The sequence below is a fragment of the Ensifer sp. B1-9 genome (genome assembly GCF_050474445.1).
Taxonomy (GTDB): Bacteria; Pseudomonadota; Alphaproteobacteria; order Rhizobiales; family Rhizobiaceae; genus Ensifer.
In genome coordinates, this window is the sequence record NZ_JBCHVG010000014.1 from 138,124 (window position 1) to 156,413 (window position 18,290).

Genomic DNA, 18,290 nt, shown 5'->3' on the forward strand with positions numbered 1-18,290 from the left:
AACTTCAAACTCGCATTGGATCACGACCATGAAAACTATCAAAGGGCCTGCAATTTTCCTCGCCCAGTTCGCGGGCGACGTGGCCCCCTTCAATTCCCTGGATGGAATTTGCCAATGGGCGGCAAGCCTAGGATATAAGGGTGTACAGATCCCGACGTGGGTGTCTAGCTTCATCGACCTAGAGAAGGCCGCCGATTCAAAGACCTACGCTGACGAGGTCAAGGGAATCGTCCAGAGCCACGGTCTCGAAATTACCGAGCTTTCCACCCATCTCCAAGGTCAACTTGTCGCTGTGCATCCGGCTTATGACACTGCGTTTGATGGCTTTGCCCCTTCTCACTTGCGCGGCAATCCGAAAGCGCGTCAAGAGTGGGCAGTGCAGACGATGTTGCGGGCAGCCAAGGCATCTCAGAACCTCGGACTGAACGCACACGTTACCTTTTCAGGTGGGTTGGCATGGCCATTCGTTTACCCCTGGCCTCAGCGCCCGGCCGGATTGGTGGAAGAAGCTTTCGACGAACTGGCCCGCCGATGGACTCCTATCCTCAATGCATTCGATGAAGCTGGCGTCGACCTTTGCTATGAACTTCATGCCGGCGAAGATTTGCACGATGGCGTCACCTACGAAATGTTCCTTGAGCGGGTGAACAACCACCCCCGCGCGAATCTGCTCTTTGATCCAAGTCACTTCGTTCTTCAACAACTGGACTACCTCGACTTCATCGACATCTATCGCGATCGCATCAAGATGTTCCATGTCAAGGATGCCGAGTTCAATCCGAGCGGCCGGCAAGGCATCTACGGTGGGTTTCAATCATGGGTCAATCGAGCTGGTCGGTTCCGCTCGATAGGTGACGGACAAGTAGATTTTCCAGCCATTTTTGCGAAAATGGCTGCCAACGACTTCGGTGGATGGGCTGTGCTCGAATGGGAGTGTGCACTCAAGCACCCCGAGGACGGTGCTCGAGAAGGTGCAGAGCTTATCAAAAATTACATCATCCGCGTGACCGAACGAACGTTTGATGACTTCGCCGACGCTGGGACGGATGCGGCTGCCAACCGTCGGATGCTTGGGTTGAGCGCGCACACCTGAGCCTCGCTGGTAGGCGTCCGTGCTTTTGGCCGTCTACGGCACATCTGCCCTGCCCTCCCCGGGTCGCAGATGGCGTTGGGAACCGTCCGACACCAGAGGTTACGCGAGAGCAGCGTGCGAAGCGGTGCAAGTGTCGCTCAGCCCACAGGCGCTGCACCGAGAATGTCAATGTCAACGCATCCAACTTTAACCTTGTGGCCTGGCGGAGAAGAGCACGCTCGCGCTTCGCGGGCCAAGGCTTTCAATCGGGGCACGTCAAGCCCTTACTTAAGGAACTGACCGATGACAAATGTCTCTTTCCAGCTCTACAGTGCCCGCAATTTCCCACCGCTCGGCGATACGCTGGCGCTTCTCGGCTCGCTTGGCTACAAAGAAGTTGAAGGCTTTGGGGGCCTTTACAGCTCGATGGATGGGGACGCAGTCAACAAACTGAGGGCCGATCTCGATGCAAATGGGCTGAAGATGGCCACCAGCCATTTCGATATTATCCAGCTCGAGAACGAGCCTCAACGAATCCTCTCCATTGCCGAGACGCTTGGCATAAGTTCGATCTTTGCGCCGGCCCCCGTACCGGACAACTGGCCAAAGGACGCGAGCCAATGGGATGCCTTTGGCGTGCGGCTTGAACAGGCCTCTAGGCCATTCAAGGATGCTGGTCTTGAATTTGGCTGGCACAATCACGGCTTCGAATTCGAAGCACTGCCGGACGGCTCCTTGCCGCATGACCGCATGTTCGAGACTGCACCCAGCCTCTCCTGGGAGATCGATGTCGCCTGGGTCATCCGCGGTGGCGCCGACCCGAAGAAGTTCATCGAGGTTTACAAGGACCGCATCACCTCTGTGCATGTCAAGGACATCGCGCCGGCCGGTGAAAATATCGACGAAGGCGGCTGGGCCGATGTCGGCTATGGTACCGTCGACTGGAAGTCACTGTTCGTTGCTTGCAAGGCCACAAAAGCGAAACATTTTATCGTTGAGCACGATAATCCATCCGATCTGGTGCGCCTCGCCACGCGCTCTATCAAGACCATTAACGCATTCTGAGGAGATACACCGTGACGAAGGAATATGGCGTAGGTATCGTCGGCTGCGGAAACATTTCTGAAGCCTATTTCAAGCTGGTCCCGCTGTACAGGAATCTCAAGGTCATGGCCTGCAGCGACATCGACATGGCGGCCGCTAAGGCACGCGCCGAGCAATTCGGCGTCGAAGCGCAGGAGATCGATGCGCTGCTCGCCAATCCCGCTGTTGAGGTGGTTCTTAACCTAACAATCCCTGCAGCACATTATCCCGTCTCCAAGCGTGCTCTGGAAGCCGGCAAGCATGTCTATTCGGAAAAACCTTTCGTGCTCACCGTTGAGGAAGGCGCGGATTTGAGCAGAATCGCCAAAGCAAGAAACCTGCGTGTCGGCTCTGCGCCGGATACCTATCTCGGTGGCGCGCATCAGCTCGCCCGCAGCCTGATCGACGCCGGCAAAATCGGCAAAATCATGTCCGGCACCGCCCACGTACTTGGGCCGGGAATGGAAATGTGGCACCCGAACCCAGACTTTTTCTTCCAGCCCGGCGGTGGTCCAATCCTCGACTTGGGCCCCTATTACGTCACGAACCTAGTGAACCTAATCGGTCCGGTGAAGCGTGTCGTCGCTTTTGCCAACAGGGCCAAGGACGAGCGCATCATCAGCAATGGCCCGCGCAATGGCGAAAAGGTGCCGGTCAGCGTCATGACGAATGTGCATGCGATCCTGGAGTTCTTCACCGGCGCGCAGGTGTCACTAATGGCAAGCTGGGACGTTTGGGCGAGCCGTCATCAGAACATGGAACTCTATGGAACCGATGGCGCAATTTTCCTACCGGATTCAAATTATTTCGGAGGTAAGGTGGAAGTCGCCGGCACGGACAATAATCTCAAGCAAGTGGACGGGTGGGATCATCCGCTGACTGCAGAGAACTACGAATTTAGTTGGGGTACGCTGGCCAACTATCGCGGCGCCGGCCTCGCGGACATGATGGTTGGCGTCGAGACCGGCCGCGATCATCGTTGCTCGCTCGACCGCTCGCTGCATACGATTGACGTCTTGACGTCGATTCTAAGGTCTGCCGACGAGGGTAGGACTATTAACATTGCCACGACCTGCACGCAGCCGGCAGCTTTCGGGGTCGAAGAAGCGCGGTCGCTACTGCGTAGGTGACGACTTGGCAATGACGACGGCAGTGGCAGTGGTGGAGAGACGCACACCGGTGTCACCGCAGTTCCCAGAACGCTGAAGCCCTGCATTGGTTGAAGCCGGCGGCGCCGCAGGGCGGCCGCAAGGAGGAGCTACTGCGAGCGATCCACAAAGGACACCGGGTTCAACACTGCCGCCAGATTAGCGGCGAACTTGGCATACTTCACTTGGTCTTTTCGGGGAGCGCCACACCAGAAAGTTGGGCGTAGAGCCGAGCGAGCGAGGAATCATCGTCCCGGCCCATGCCTGCGCCGCTGGCTGCAAGATACATTTGCAATGCAGCCGCGCTGAGCGGAACCGGATAGCGCTCAGTCCGCGCCATATCCTGGATGATGCCGAGATCCTTGACGAAAATCTCAATGGCGCTGAGCGGCGTGTAGTCGCCGGCAAGCACATGGGGGATGCGGTTTTCAAACATCCACGAATTGCCGGCGGACGCCGTGATCACCTCATATACTTTGTCGAGGTCAAGTCCCAGTTTCGCGGCAAGCGAGATCGCCTCGCAGGCGGCGGCAATGTGAACGCCCGCGAGCAACTGGTTGATCATCTTGAAGGCGGCGCCGGCGCCAGCGGCATCACCGAGTTCATAGACTTTGGCAGCCATCGCATCGAGGGCGCGCCGGGCGGCGCTGAAAGCAGCCTTTGTCCCTGAGGCCATGACCGTCAGCTCGCCACTCGCGGCGCGCGCCGCTCCCCCCGAAATCGGTGCGTCGAGATAGTGAACGGCTCTTGTCTCGAGCTGCGAGGCGAGCTTGCCGGCCACGGCGGGATCCATCGTTGCGGACGAGATGAATACGGTCCCAGGACGCATAACATCTGCTATGCCGCCCGCACCAAACAAGACGTTTTCCGTCTGCGCCGCGTTGACGACCACCGAAACGACGATGTCGGCTTCTTTTGCCGCTTCTGCGACGTTGGAAGCGGCGCGGCCGCCTGCCTGCACGAAGCGAGAAACGGCATCTGCGGAGATATCGACACCGATCACATCGAAGCCAGCCTTCCTGAGCGAGAGGGCCATGCCCATGCCCATTGCTCCAAGGCCAACTACCAATGCCACCTGGAGCATTTCCTCGTTTGTCAATGGATTTGTCATATAGTGGTCCTTGAAAGATGAGCCTTGCAGTTTCTCAACAGCAAGCGCCAACAAGCAATCGTTCAGTGGTTCCTAGTCTAAACGAACTGCCGCGACAGAACCTACAGCCACGGTCCGCATAAGGAAATGCATTCCACTGAATTTCGGAGGACTGGGTCGGGGCATAGTCTTCATTCGTCTCTGAGCCTTCTGATCCCCTCTTGGGCACACGATCCTGCCGAACACTTCACAACTCTAAGCGGTTCTCGAGGTACTACATGACTGCAACGGAGAGCAAAAGCAGCGGCGCCCGGTTCGGCGTGGGACACTCAGCCCATTTGGGTGTGCCAGAATGGTGTGAATGTCATAGATAGATCCGATATCCACCTGAATGTTCGCGCTGTTACATGCTCAAGGTTAAGATTGAAACAGTTTCATTGGGAGAGAAAGGGCCCCGCGGGGGCTTACGGCGGGTGGCTTAAGGTAGCAAAGGCAAAGTGCGCTTCTCGCGGACCGACTGGGCGGCAGTGTCGACGATGCGTTGCGCGATCAGACACAACTCTGGATCGAGCGGACCAGTGATGGGTGCGCCGCTCCTGATACAGCCTGCGACATACTCGATAGCGTTGCTACGTCGGTCGGGCAACGGATCCACCGGCACCGAGGTTGGTGTCGGCTGCGCGCGTGTTTGCAGCGTGACGTGATCTCCGTAGTCAAGGCTGGCAATGGTTCCGTCCGAACCGACAAACACAAACCCGCACGATGGTTGGGGTTGAATGGTCCACGGGTCGGTGAATGTCCCCCACCGCGTTTCCATCTTGGAGAGCCCAACCGCGTAACGGCAAACGGTGATCGAGTGCTGATCGACTTCGATGCCCGGAGTAACGTCGACCGTACAGGTCACTTCCACGGGTGCGTTGCCATTCATATACCAGGTGCCGAGTGTTGCACCATATCCCAGATAGTCGAGCAGACTGCCGCCGCCCGAAGCCTTACTGTACCACCACGACGTAGGCTTCTGCTGCTCGACCTCTTCCGGAGAGACTTCGACCTTATCGGCAAGGTGATAGAGTGGACCGCGATTTCCGTCATAGAAATGCACTTCCTTCAACGAGCCGATCACGCCCTCCTCAATGAGGCGCTTGGCTGTCACATGGCTTTGAACCCAGGCAAGTGGCCAGTTGATTGCCAGGATTTTGCCGGTTGGCTTCATTGCTGCGATCATACGCCTCGCATCAGCGACCGAAGCTGCGAAAGGCTTCTCGACAAGCACATGAACGCCGTAAGCCGCCAAGCGCTCGGTGTAATTTGCATGTTCAGCGGTGGCCGCGCAGAGAATAGCGATGTCCGGCTTTGCCGTTTGCATGCAGGCGTCGAAGTCGGTGAAAATTTGGCCTTCGGAAATGGAGAAGTTTTCGATAGCGCTTGCCATCTTGTTGCGATCGGGATCAAAGATCCCAACAATTTCTGTGTCGGCGTTGCTGTGCACGAGCCGCAAGAGATCGCCCATGTGCATGTGATCGAAACTAATACCGGCGACTCGAAGTTTTGCCATCGCCCTAGTTCCTGTCTGTCGCGCGCACGTAAATGGCGGTGACCAGCAGTATGATGAGCCCGAATATGATCCGCCGCGCGCCCTCAGGCATCTGTAACATGGTGAGCATGGTGGCAAGCACCGCAAGGATCAGCGCACCGACAATGGTGCCGCCATAACCGCCACGCCCGCCAAAAATAGAGGTACCGCCCACCACCGCCGCAGCAACCGAAGGAAGGTCGAGAGGTAAAGCGAGTGACAGCGAGGCCGTTTTTACGACACCGAGATATAGAAGGCCGGTAAGTCCCGCAATGAACCCCGACAGCGCGTAGAGAGCAAGATGCACCTGCCACACTCTGACACCTGAGAGGCGTGCTGCCTCTTCATTGGCGCCGACGGCATAAAGGAGCCTTCCAAAGCCGGTCCGGCGCTGGCCCCAGATCAGCAGTGCAGCAAAGGGCACGAAGAGCGCCAATGCATTCGGCACGCCCCAAGTGCGGCCGGTCCCAAGCCAAACCAGGAATTCCGGGATGCGTGTACCGCTCGAAATTACATAACGCTGATAAACGAGCAAGCATCCGACGCCGATAAGGCCTGTGCCAAGCGTCATGATCAACGGATGCACCCGGCAGACGGCAATGCCGAAGCCGCTGAGCAGGCCGACGAGCACGGCGCAAAGCAGGGCCACCGTGATGGCCGCCGGCGCGCCAAGCTGTGGCGCGAGCGTGGCGGTGACGAATGCCGAGATAGTTGCAACGGTACCAGCCGATAGATCTATGCCTCCGGTCAGCATCGTAAGTGTCTGGCAAGCGGCAAGCATAGCAAGCGGAATGGCAAATCGGACGGTGTTGCCGAGCCAGAGCGGGTTCACGATACCGGGATGAATAAGCTCGAGGAGAGCAATCAGGCCCATGAGGAGCGCGAGCAGAGGAATGAGTGGGTTGCCAGCCACTGCGCGCTTGAAGTTTTGCAGTGTCGGTGCTTGCGCTATTGAGTTGCTCATTGTCTTGCTGTCCTTGTCATGAGCACGGCGCCGATCATCACAACGACTACCATGATTATCCCTTCGATGATGACTGTCACGTTTGGATCAACAGCGAGCAAGGTGAGATCGAGTCGCACCAATCGCAGGACGAAAACCGCAAGGATCGGTCCAAGAATGGTGCCGCGCCCGCCGCCAAGAACCACACCCCCCAAAACCACGGCCGCCACGCTCGCAAGAAGATAGGGGCCTGGGATCGGCTCGCCTATCCCTGTGCTCATGGTAACCGCAAGTCCGCCGAGTGCCGCAAAAAGCCCGGCAAGCGAGTAAGCTGCGATGCGTACCCATCCTACAGGGACGCCGGACCTAAAGGCAGCCATTCTGTCACTGCCGATGGTATAAAGCATGAGGCCGAGCTTCGAGCGCCGGATGGGAATCCAGATGGCGGCAACGCAAACCACGAGGAATACGAGCGCCTTCGGCAACCACCCCGTCAGTCCCGGGGGTATGCCGGGCAAGCTCGCGCCGCCAACAACGAGACTACGAAGCCAGGACGCGGCCGCTCCACCCGGAGCGTTCAAGATAAGGAGGGCCACGCCTTGCCAGACGAAGAGCATGGCAAGTGTTACCACGATATCTGGCACGCGCGTTACGACGATGAGCGCGCCATTCAACGCGCCCATGGCGAGCCCGAGAAGCAACACGAAAACAACGACGAGGACCGCTTCGGTCTCGCTGACGCCGGTCATCAGAACGGCCGCGGTCACACTAACTACCGCCATCATGGCAGCAATTGAAAGATCAATCCCTCCGGCGATGATGACTATCGTCATACCAGCCGTCGCGAAGGCGAACGGCAGCGCGGCGCGAGCCAGCGATTCGAGGCCGGAGAAGCCAAAATCGGCCTGAAGGACTTTTGCGAGGGCTGCAAGTACCAGCAGCATTACGGCGAGTCCCAAGACCCATCCATGTCGAGAAACAAGTCGGTTCATGCGTGCACCGCCGCTTTTTCACTAAGTCCATGGGCGGCGCGGAGAAGGTTCGCTTCCGTGGCCTCCGACGCGCTGATGACATCAACCACGCGCCCATTGAATATCACCACAGCACGGTCGCAGGCAGCCTGGATCTCGCCGAGTTCCGATGTGTAAAAGAGGACCGATGTTCCTTGTGAGGCCAACTCCCGCACGAGATCGTAAATTTGACGTTTCGTGCGCACATCGATGCCGCGCGACGGATCGAACAAAAGCAGCGTTTCAATGCCGCTGGCTATCCAGCGCGCAATCGTTACTTTCTGCTGATTGCCGCCCGACAGTCGGCGTACTTCGCCTTGGGCGCGCATGTCGATCTGCATACGCTCGACGGCCCGGTTTACGCGTCGGGCCTCATCGCGCATTGCGACCGGTCCCCATTTTCCGATGCGCGCAAACTGCGGAATTGCGATGTTTTCGCGCACCGAACGGGACATCGCCAGTGCATGCGCACGATCGCCAGGAACCAAGCCTATTCCCAGAGCGATCGCGTCGGCGGGATGATGGAACGAAACTGGGCTGCCGTCGACTTCAATTGTTCCCTTAGCGGCACGCCTGTTTCCGGAAAGCGCGTCGAACAGTTCGTCCTGGCCCTGTCCTTCGAGGGCGACAACGCCGAGTACTTCACCCTTGTAAAGATCAAGCGAGACGTCTTCGAGCCGCGCGCCGGTTCCGAGATTGCGCACACGCAGCCGGGGGATTTTGTCCTCCGCCGTCTTTCTTGTCTCACGTGCCTCGAACACTGCGGCGCTGATGGCGGCGCCAAGCATCAGTTCAACAGCACGCTCTTCCACACCTGGCACGATCGCGAGATCGCCTACAGTGGCACCGTCGCGCAGGATGGTGGTGCGATCGCAAATGCCGGCTATCTCTGCGAACCGGTGTGAGATGTATATGATCGAACACCCGTTATCCGCCAGCTGACGGACAACTTTCAAAACGCGCTCGACAAGATTGGACGGTAGAGCAGCGGTCATTTCGTCGAGTAGAAGTACGTCCGGCTTGCTCGCGATCGCGCGGGCAAGATCGAGAATGCGCAGCGTTGCGAGCGGCAAATTCTTGATAGTCTCATCGAGATGGAGATCGATAATGCCAAGTTCACGCACCCAATGCTGAAACGGTTCAGCAGAGATGTTGCAGAGGCGCAGGTTATCTCCGACGGTCAGATCGGGGATGAGGGATGGTTCTTGATAAACAGGCACCAGGCCAGATCGTCGCGCTTCTGCGGGAGACCCGACATGGGCCTCACGCCCATGGATACGAACATGGCCGCCATCAGGCTTCAACGCGCCGGTAAGGATTTTGACGAAGGTCGACTTACCCGCGCCGTTCGCCCCCATCAACGCGACAACCTCGCCGCGGTTCACGCGGAGCGATGCGTCGCGAAGCGCTACGACGGCGCCGAAGCGCTTGGAGACGGAGGCTGCATCAAGGACCGGTGTTTGGACATCGGCTTTCATCATACGGATCTCTACGTGCAACTGTGTAATAGAAATGGGGCTTCCGGCATTTCCCGGAAGCCCCGCCCAATCACTCACCGGGACCTTTGCACGCGATGATTTGGTCCATCGAGTAGCGCGTCCAGCCCGGGATCGAGACGCTCACAGGCCATTCCGGGCTGAGGTTCGGGTTCTGGCTGGCAGCGATCAACGCCTTGCCCGCATCGGTCGTGTTGTCCCAAACAACAGGGTCGACCAACACGGTCTTATCGGCCGGCTTCTTGCCGTCGAGAATTTGGATTGCGAGAGCAACTCCAGCACCGCCGACTGAACCGGGATTAGTCACGGCCGCACCCTTGAGGTCTTGTACCGTCATCAATTGCGAGACAAAGCCCGCAGTGTCGGCACCTACGATGGGCACCAGCGGCGTGCCAGACTCGGTGAACGCATCAACGATCACGTTGTCGACGCCCGAGGTCCAAACGCCATCGAATTTCATACCAGAGGCTATGATATCGTTGATCTGCTGCTTGCCCTGATCCTGCTGCCAGCCGGTAAAGACTTCCTTGGCAACGGTGATACCGGGGAATTCCTTCAGCGCGCGTTTGAAGCCCTTGTCGCGGTCGTTGTCAGCACCCGCGCCCGCAGCGCCCCGCATGTAAACCACCGCACCTTTGCCGCCTAGTTTCTCGAATAGCCATTTGGCGCCGAGATACGCATATTGCTCCTGGTTGTTTGAGAGAATGTAAGCGGACGGCTCGGTCACAGCCTGATCGACGGCGACCACGACGATACCTTTATCGGTCGCTTCCTTGATCGCGGCGTTGATGCCATCGGCATTCGCGGGATTGATTACTATCGCATTGACGCCTGCCTGGATAAGATTGCGGATATCTTCAAGCTGGCCCGCGGCATCGGTGTTGCGGTGAGCAATGTTCAACGAGTCGACTTTGCCCGAGGCGAGCGCTTCGGCTTTCATCGCACAGACCATCTCTTCGCGCCAGCCGTTACCCTGCACAGAGTTTGAGACACCGATCTTGTAACCGGCCTGGGCGCTTGCAGTCCCCATCAACAAGCCTGCCAAGGCCGTGCCAATCAATAGCTTCTTCATGACTTCCTCCAAGTCTTTAAGGTACTTCGTTGCAATGGATCCAAGAACATCCGGTGGCGACCAGACCCTCTCTGGTAACGACCGTCCGTCGCCAAATCTCCCATTCACAATCACGGCTGCCGGCTAAGCGGTAGACCCCCAAATCCCAGCAATCGCGAGGTTGCCCTCTTCAGACTCAAACTGAGCCCATGAAGGCGATCTTCACTCGATCTGCCGTCATCCAGTCGGCTTTGTGAAAATCTATCTCAGCGCTAACATAAAATACTTGCCGAGAGCAAGAGAAAAATGTTAGCGCTGAGATAAATTGAAACGGCGCGGCGGCGCCGTTCTTTTTCCGCACCTGAAGGAGGACGATGATTATGTCACCACAATGCTCGCCGTTCTGACAATCCTGGTCGGCGCCAGCAAGAAACCTTGCTCAACAACCAACGTTGACGGTGGCATTGAATGGTTCGACTTCGCGAAAGTCTTCCAAGGAACAACCACTGACTGTGGGGTCAACCCATTACATCTAAAATGTCACTTCTTGTTTATGAAAGGCGAAACCTATGCACGTCATGATCATCGGCGCAGCTGGTATGATTGGGAAAAAGCTCGCTCGCCAAATCTGTGGCGACCATTCGATTGGAGCGAAAATCGTTTCACGACTGACCTTAGTCGATGTCGTGGCGCCTCAAGCGGACACGTCATCGAAAATCGAGCAGATGTGCGTCACAGCTGATCTGTCCACGTACGGCGCGGCGAAACGTCTGATAGCCGGCCGTCCTGATGTCATTTTCCATCTCGCTGCTATTGTTTCCAGTGATGCGGAAGCGGATTTTGAGAAGGGCTACCTAATCAATCTGGATGGGACGCGTTATCTGTTTGAAGCCATTCGACACCAAAGCGATATCGAACCGTACTGCCCTAAAGTAATCTTCACATCATCGCTCGCAGTCTTCGGCGTTCCGCTACCGGACGAGATACCAGACGATTTTGTTTTGGCACCCTTGTCATGTTACGGGACGCAAAAAGCGATTGGTGAGCTACTCTTAGCGGACTATTCAAGACGCCGGTTTCTCGACGGAATCGCTCTTCGACTACCGACCATTTGCGTCCGGCCAGGCAAACCAAACAAGGCAGCATCTGGCTTCTACTCGAGCATCATCCGCGAACCATTGATTGGGGAGGAAGCAGTCCTGCCCGTTCCAAGAGAATTGCGTCATTGGTTTGCAAGCCCACGATCAGCGGTTGGCGCGCTGCTCCATGCAGCTGAGATCGATCTGGCGCCGCTCGGTGCGCGGAGAAGCCTGAATTTGCCGGGTGTCTCAGCCTCTGTCGGCGAGCAAATTGAAGCCTTGCGGCGTGTTGCCGGGAACAAGGCCACCACTTTGATTAAAGAGGTTCCTGACGCAGCCATCCTCCGAATTGTTTCATCCTGGCCAAAGGCGTTCTCCGCTGAGCGGGCAAAAAGCTTAGGTTTCAAGGCAGAAGCTTCCATGGACGAAATTATCCATGCGCACATTGAGGACGAATTGGGGGGCGCCCTCGGCTAACTTGAGACAAGCCCGGGCGTGGGCCGCCTTGATCGAGCAAAAAATGATACCGACCGGCCGGGCATCATGAGCGCGCCGGCCGCTACGCGGCCGGCCGTAACGGACTCGACCACACCGCAGGCAGGAGGTTTGCCGTTTGCTTACTGATGCCGATCGCAAAGTAAAGCCATAAACCTGGTGCTTACCGTGCGACAGACTGAGTTTGGCCTCACGTTACATCTTCACGCGTGCACCCAGTTCATACAAATGTCAGGCGGCCAAAAAACCATCGATTCAGCCGGTGCAGCGGCCTCCAGAGCGAATGCCCTCATGGTGCGAGCAAGTTCCGTCAACAGCAACGACCATGCTAGTTTGCGTCAGAGAGGCTCGATCCGCTCTTACTTTTCCGTCGCGCTATTTTCTCTTTGCAACAGATAGCTGCGCTGCAGCGGCGTAAGCGGCCTGAGGTTTTCCGATCTCAACATCAAGAAAAGCTTTGCTGTCTCCTCTAGTTCCTCGGTCGCATACTGCGCGTCTTTCAATGTTTTACCGGCCACCACGGGTCCGTGGTTGGCGAGCAGTACCGCCGAACTGCTTTTGGCCCTCTCCCGCACCGCTTCCGCTAGTGCTACATCGCCAGGCGGGAAATACGGGGCCAAAGGCAACTTTCCGACGCGCATTACGTAGTATGCAGTCAGTGGGGGAAGCAGATCCTCAGGATCAAGTCCTTCGATCAGACTAACGGCCACAGCATGGGTCGAATGCAAATGCACCACTGCCCCGGCATCGATGCGTTCGCAATACATGCATTGATGCAGGAATGCCTCTTTGGTTGGTTTAGACCCGCCGATGTGCACGCCTTCTGCAGAGAACTTAGAGAGGGCCGATCCCTCCAGCGTACCAAGTGAAGCGTCCGTCGGCGTCATCAGGATTTCTCCATTCGACAGCTTCGCACTGATGTTGCCGGTTGATCCATATGTAAAGCAACGGTCGAAGAGCGAGCGGCCGATTGATACGATCTCGTCGCGCAAGCGGGTTTCTTCGGATAAGACTCCAATCATTTTATGAAATCCCAAGCTTTAATGAAAAAATCAGATCCGCCGAAGTTTCCGGACTTCAACGCCAGCGCCATGGCTTCGTCACCACCTACTGTCAATGTCCATGGTACACCTGGATCAATTTCTGGGCCTATGTGGAGCGCGGGTGGCGCGAGCGCGCCAACTACCGCTCCAGACGTTTCACCACCAGCGACAATAAGCTTGCGTACGCCGCGCCTCCGCAACTCAACGGATGTCCGTGCAAGGAACTTCTCCACGATTTCACCAGAATATTCACGACCTAACGCGACCTGGGAAGCCCGCACCTCATCTGGCTCCGCGCTCGAATAGACAAGTGGAGCTGTTGTATTTTGTGTCAGGACCCAATCCACGACCTTGTCCACTGATGTGGTCCCATCAGCAATTGCAGTTGGTTCAACCTTGAGGGCCGGCACCCCCGCCCCAATGGCGGTGTTGATTTGCAATCGCGTTGTTTCGGAACAAGATCCAGCGAGAATTGCTGCTTGGCCTTTTGGGGCGATAAAGGCTTCGACCCCTGCGACGTCTTTTAGTAGGCCGCGGCGCCGGAAGTTATCCGGCAATCCAATTGCGATGCCTGAAGCTCCCGTAATCAACGGGAAATCCGCTAGTGACTCGCCAATTACTCGGAGATCCTTATCTGAGAGGGCATCGACAACCAGCACCTGGCTACCTTCGCTGCGGGCAGAAGCATAGGCCCGAGATATCGCTTCAACACCTCCTGCAACGGCCTCATGTGGGATAAGTGCGACCTTGAGCCTGGACTGGGCCGCCATGAGCTTGACCAAAGATGATTCCAGCATCGGCGTTAAGGGATGGTTGCGCATCGGGCTATCCGACAGCAGTTTGTCGGTAACGAACAAATGCCCCATGTAAACGGTTCTTCCATTGGCGGGCAATGCTGGGCAGACCACGGTGAGACCTGCTTTCATTCTGGTGAAAAGAGCATCGGTAACCGGGCCAATATTGCCTTTTTTTGTAGAGTCAAAGGTCGAACAATACTTGAATAATATTTGCTGGGCCCCGGACGCCTGCAACCAATCCAGTGCCGCTAGGGACATCGAGACAGCTTCGGCAGCCGGTATTGTCCGCGACTTCAACGCAACAACAACGGCGTCGTAGCTGTTCAGATCCAAATTAGAAGGAGGTACGCCGACCGTCTGTATCGTTCTCATGCCTTCGCGCGAGAGCATTAGGGCCAGATCGGTTGCACCTGTGAGGTCGTCCGCTATTGCGCCAAGCAGCATCGATTGTTTCCTTATGTGATGAAGCGGCTGACAGCTCAAGCAGAGCTTAGCTACCATGGTCCTTGCAAAGGATTCGCTACGCCGCTCTGACCTCTGAAGGCGGTCAGTCCCTGACGCTGCTCCTCCCTCACTTGCAACATATGTTGACAAGCGACGCCGGCCATAGTCGGCCCGGCGTCGGAATATCACGCAGAAAGGATACCGCTCTTCTTTGCCGTCCAGGTCGCGATGTAGTCCATCAGACCAGGGTTGAGGCAATCATAAGGTTCAAGGTCGATCTCACGCAGCCTCGCGCGTACGCCGTCCATCTTGGCAGGATCGTAACCGCTTTCGATGATCGACGAGACGAAGGCCGCAAAGCCGGGCTTTGCCCAGCCCTCTTCCTGGAAGCGCTCGGGATGCACGAAGGACAGCCCCTTGAACGGATGGTCGCGCTCGACCGGACCGTACATGTGCACCCCGCAATCCTTGCAGGCATGGCGCTGGATGAGCGCAGCCGGATCGACGACGGCAAGCTTGTCGCCGTTTTCGAGGACCTCGACGTTATCCGTCGGCGCGACGGCTACGATCGAAAATGCTGCCCCCTTCGGCTTCCAGCACTTGGTGCAGCCGCAGGCATGGTTATGGGCGATGTCGCCCTTGATCTGCACCCTAACCGGATTGCTCGTGCAGTTGCATACGAGCGTGCCGCCCGAAAACGACGCATCCGTCGCCTTGAACCCGGAATCGATCGATGGGTGTAGTGTCATGCTTCTCTCCTTCCTCCTTTTTGGCCGCCAAAGATGGCCGACCGTCTGCAATCACTGCTTCAGTCGCTCCGCGTGCCAGCGGAGGTGATCATCCATGAACGTCGAGATGAAGTAGTAGGAGTGCCCGTAGCCCTCCTGCATGCGCAGCATCAGCGGAATGCCGGCTTGCCCGCAGGCCTTCTGAAGCTCGCCCGGGCGCAAGCCATCCTCGATGAAGCTGTCGGTTGTTCCCTGGTCAACCAGAAACTCGGGGAACCTGTGGCCGTCTTCGATCAGCAGACAGGCGTCATAGGCTCGCCAGCTGTCCTCGTCCTGCCCCAGATATTTACGAAATGCCGGGTCCGACCAGCCGGAGAGCGTGGGCCTGCTGATCGGGGCGAACGCGGAACAGCTGCGAAACCGCCCTGGGTTCCGCAGCGCGATCGTGATCGCGCCGTGACCTCCCATCGAGTGGCCGAAAATGCCCTGCCGGGTCATGTCGACGGGGAACTCCCCGGCCAAAAGCTTTGGAAGCTCGCGGGTGATGTAGGAGTACATGCGATAGTTCCGGGCATAAGGTGCCTCAGTCGCATCGAGATAGAAACCTGCTCCCTGCCCGAACTGCCAGTTCTCGTCTTCGTCAGGAACCTGGTCGCCGCGCGGGCTCGTGTCCGGACAGACCACGATCAGGCCAAGCTCGGCCGCTAGGCGACGGTATTCTCCCTTCTCCATGACGTTGGCGTGTGTGCAGGTCAGTCCAGACAGGTACCAGACGACCGAGCACGGCCTTTCCGCCGCTTGCGGCGGCACGAACACGGCAAAGGTCATATCGCAGGCACATTCGGCAGATTCGTGGGAATATACGCCCTGAACGCCGCCGAACGACTTCGCGGTAGATATCGTCTTCATTGTCAGTAGACCACGACGCCGCGGATACTTTCGCCCGAATGCATCAGCTCGAAGCCCTTGTTGATGTCTTCGAGCGGCATCGTATGGGTGATCATCGGGTCGATCTGGATTTTCCCCTCCATGTACCAGTCGACGATCTTCGGCACATCGGTGCGGCCGCGTGCACCGCCAAAGGCGGTGCCCATCCAGTTGCGACCGGTGACCAACTGGAACGGACGGGTGGAGATTTCCTGCCCGGCACCGGCAACACCAATGACGATAGATTTGCCCCAGCCGCGATGGGAGGCTTCGAGCGCCTGGCGCATGACTTTGGTGTTGCCGGTGCAGTCAAACGTGTAGTCCGCGCCGCCGATCAGATCGCCGTTGCGCTTTGTCATGTTGATGAGGAAGGGAACGATGTCGTCGCCGACTTCCTTGGCGTTGACGAAATGCGTCATGCCGAACTTCTCGCCCCATTCCTTGCGGTCCGGATTGATGTCGACGCCGATGATCATGTCGGCACCCGCGAGACGCAGGCCCTGCAGTACGTTGAGACCGATGCCGCCGAGACCGAAGACGATCGCGGTCGCGCCCATCTCCACCTTGGCCGTGTTGATGACGGCGCCGATGCCGGTGGTGACGCCGCAGCCGATGTAGCAGATCTTATCGAAGGCGGCGTTCGGGTTGACCTTGGCGACGGCGATTTCCGGCAATACCGTGTAGTTGGCAAAGGTCGAGCAGCCCATGTAGTGGTGGATCTTGTCCTTGCCGATTGAGAAACGCGAGGTACCGTCGGGCATCAAGCCTTGCCCTTGCGTCGAGCGGATCGCGGTACAAAGGTTGGTCTTCCGGCTAAGGCAAGAGTAGCACTCGCGGCATTCGGGCGTGTAGAGCGGAATGACATGGTCGCCCTTCTTCACCGACGTGACGCCCGGGCCGACATCAACAACGATGCCGGCCCCTTCATGGCCGAGGATCGCGGGGAACAGGCCTTCCGGATCGGCACCCGAAAGCGTGAAGTCGTCGGTGTGGCAGATGCCTGTGGCCTTGACCTCGATCAGCACTTCGCCAGCCCGTGGGCCTTCGAGCTGAACCGTCATGACCTCGAGTGGCTTGCCTGCCTGAACGGCAACGGCGGCGCGTACGTCCATCGTCTGATCTCCTCTATTGCTCTAAGCGCACGCAGCCGGTCGCAGGTGCGCGCTCATGCGGTTAATCCTTCAAGGATTGAAAAGCCCGTATCGACAATCTTCGGCTTTCCGTTTCGCGCTGGGTCTGCCAGCAGCAATTCCACCGCTGTTTTCCCGATGGCAAAACGATTTGAGAGTATCGTGGAAAGGGGCTTGGGCAACGCCTGCCCTATTTCCAAACCATTAAACCCGAAGAGAGCTAGTGTTTCGGGAACGGCAATTTGCGCCGAAAGGCAGTGCATGTATCCGCCCACTGCCATGTCATCATTTGAGAACACTACAGCGTCAACTTCTTTAGCTTGACTTAATAACTCAGCCAGCGTGGCTTTGCCCGCGGTTGTGGAGCTTGGTCCATCCGTTCTACATTGGGCTCTGAGGACCAAACCCGCCATTTTCAGTCCCTCAACGAGTCCCAGATAACGAGCGTGGGCACGCTTATCAGCATTCCAATCATGTCCAACGTAAGCAATCTTTGTGTAGCCACGTCCAACTAAGTGCTTGGCAGCCAACTGTCCCGCCTGACGGTGTGACATCCCCACGGCCACGTCTATCGGACGATGGTCGATGTCCATTAGTTCGCCGACCCGCACAGCGCTGTTCTTCAACATCCGCCGGGCGGCCGGTGTGTGTTCACAGCCTGTGGTGATGATAGCCGCCGGCTTCCAAGCCAAGAACGATGAAATCAGCACCTCTTCTTTCTTGAGGTCATAATCTGTGACCCCGATCATGGGCTGGTAGGGCGTGCCTGCGAGGCCAGCATGAATTCCGCGGAGCACTTCAGGGAACACAATATTGGACAAGGAAGGAAGAATTACTCCAATGATCGGAGATGATGCGGACGCAAGAGAACCGGCGGCTCGATTGGGAACATAACCTAGCTTGCGAATGGCTTCGTTGACACGTTTCCTGGTCTCCGGCGCGATGGATCCCTTATTGCGAATAACCCGTGAGACTGTGTTCTCACTGACATCAGCCAGGCTTGCCACATCGGCGAGTGTCGGGGACGACATGATCTTCAACCTCGTTCATCGATGCTGTCTAAAATTCCAGCGCATATGCGCCGACTTCGAATTATCTCAGCGCTAACATTTTTCCCTTGCTGCAGGCAAGCACTTTGTGTTAGCGCTGAGATAGATTTTCGATGACACCCCCATGGCGGC

The 18,290-nt window shown here is 57.4% G+C and carries 16 protein-coding genes; 4 read left to right on the top strand and 12 right to left on the bottom strand.

Annotation, left to right across the window (positions count from 1 at the left end):
- Positions 1-28 precede the first annotated feature (28 nt).
- The 3 genes from ACQ5BM_RS25625 (at position 29) to ACQ5BM_RS25635 (ending at position 3,285) form a co-directional block, all read left to right on the top strand.
- Entirely contained in the window at positions 29-1,093 is a 1,065-nt protein-coding gene (locus ACQ5BM_RS25625) for a sugar phosphate isomerase/epimerase family protein (protein WP_429817462.1), read from the top strand.
- Between the two features lie 282 nt (positions 1,094-1,375).
- Positions 1,376-2,137, top strand: coding sequence for a sugar phosphate isomerase/epimerase family protein (locus tag ACQ5BM_RS25630; RefSeq protein ID WP_429817464.1), 762 nt, complete (start codon positions 1,376-1,378; stop codon positions 2,135-2,137).
- 11 nt (positions 2,138-2,148) lie between these two features.
- On the top strand, positions 2,149-3,285 hold the full coding sequence (locus ACQ5BM_RS25635; RefSeq protein ID WP_429817466.1) for a Gfo/Idh/MocA family protein: 1,137 nt from the start codon (positions 2,149-2,151) through the stop codon (positions 3,283-3,285).
- 199 nt (positions 3,286-3,484) lie between these two features.
- Here the strand turns inward: ACQ5BM_RS25635 and ltnD are convergent, their stop codons facing one another.
- From ltnD to ACQ5BM_RS25665, 6 genes are all read right to left on the bottom strand, one after another.
- Positions 3,485-4,387: an L-threonate dehydrogenase gene (ltnD, locus tag ACQ5BM_RS25640; RefSeq protein ID WP_429817650.1), complete on the bottom strand. Its 903-nt coding sequence runs from the start codon at positions 4,385-4,387 to the stop codon at positions 3,485-3,487.
- 484 nt (positions 4,388-4,871) lie between these two features.
- Complete coding sequence (locus ACQ5BM_RS25645; RefSeq protein ID WP_429817468.1) at positions 4,872-5,948, bottom strand: Gfo/Idh/MocA family protein; 1,077 nt, start codon at positions 5,946-5,948, stop codon at positions 4,872-4,874.
- A 4-nt stretch (positions 5,949-5,952) separates the two neighbouring features.
- A complete protein-coding gene (locus ACQ5BM_RS25650; protein WP_429817470.1) occupies positions 5,953-6,840 on the bottom strand; it encodes an ABC transporter permease in 888 nt (295 codons plus the stop codon).
- A gap of 86 nt (positions 6,841-6,926) precedes the next feature.
- Positions 6,927-7,853 carry an ABC transporter permease gene (locus ACQ5BM_RS25655; RefSeq protein WP_429817472.1) on the bottom strand — a complete coding sequence of 309 codons (927 nt, stop codon included), beginning with the start codon at positions 7,851-7,853 and terminating at the stop codon, positions 6,927-6,929.
- Positions 7,854-7,897: 44 nt separating this feature from the next.
- The gene (locus tag ACQ5BM_RS25660; protein WP_429817474.1) at positions 7,898-9,400 is read right to left on the bottom strand and encodes a sugar ABC transporter ATP-binding protein; all 1,503 of its coding nucleotides are present in this window, start codon (positions 9,398-9,400) and stop codon (positions 7,898-7,900) included.
- A 67-nt stretch (positions 9,401-9,467) separates the two neighbouring features.
- The gene (locus tag ACQ5BM_RS25665; RefSeq protein WP_429817476.1) at positions 9,468-10,487 is read right to left on the bottom strand and encodes an ABC transporter substrate-binding protein; all 1,020 of its coding nucleotides are present in this window, start codon (positions 10,485-10,487) and stop codon (positions 9,468-9,470) included.
- Between the two features lie 548 nt (positions 10,488-11,035).
- Between ACQ5BM_RS25665 and denD the strand changes: the two genes are divergently transcribed.
- A complete protein-coding gene (denD, locus tag ACQ5BM_RS25670) occupies positions 11,036-12,022 on the top strand; it encodes a D-erythronate dehydrogenase (protein WP_429817478.1) in 987 nt (328 codons plus the stop codon).
- 377 nt (positions 12,023-12,399) lie between these two features.
- Here the strand turns inward: denD and otnC are convergent, their stop codons facing one another.
- From otnC to ACQ5BM_RS25700, 6 genes are all read right to left on the bottom strand, one after another.
- On the bottom strand, positions 12,400-13,062 hold the full coding sequence (otnC, locus tag ACQ5BM_RS25675) for a 3-oxo-tetronate 4-phosphate decarboxylase (protein ID WP_429817480.1): 663 nt from the start codon (positions 13,060-13,062) through the stop codon (positions 12,400-12,402).
- Positions 13,059-14,324, bottom strand: a complete 1,266-nt coding sequence (gene otnK / locus ACQ5BM_RS25680; RefSeq protein WP_429817482.1) for a 3-oxo-tetronate kinase — start codon at positions 14,322-14,324, stop codon at positions 13,059-13,061. Before otnK ends, otnC begins: the two co-directional genes overlap by 4 nt.
- 185 nt (positions 14,325-14,509) lie before the next feature.
- Positions 14,510-15,073, bottom strand: a complete 564-nt coding sequence (gfa, locus tag ACQ5BM_RS25685) for an S-(hydroxymethyl)glutathione synthase (protein ID WP_429817484.1) — start codon at positions 15,071-15,073, stop codon at positions 14,510-14,512.
- Between the two features lie 51 nt (positions 15,074-15,124).
- On the bottom strand, positions 15,125-15,961 hold the full coding sequence (gene fghA / locus ACQ5BM_RS25690; protein ID WP_429817486.1) for an S-formylglutathione hydrolase: 837 nt from the start codon (positions 15,959-15,961) through the stop codon (positions 15,125-15,127).
- Positions 15,962-15,963: 2 nt separating this feature from the next.
- Positions 15,964-17,091, bottom strand: a complete 1,128-nt coding sequence (locus tag ACQ5BM_RS25695; RefSeq protein ID WP_429817488.1) for an S-(hydroxymethyl)glutathione dehydrogenase/class III alcohol dehydrogenase — start codon at positions 17,089-17,091, stop codon at positions 15,964-15,966.
- Between the two features lie 53 nt (positions 17,092-17,144).
- Positions 17,145-18,140 (bottom strand): LacI family DNA-binding transcriptional regulator, encoded by a 996-nt coding sequence (locus ACQ5BM_RS25700; RefSeq protein WP_429817490.1) that lies wholly within the window; start codon positions 18,138-18,140, stop codon positions 17,145-17,147.
- Positions 18,141-18,290: the final 150 nt, after the last annotated feature.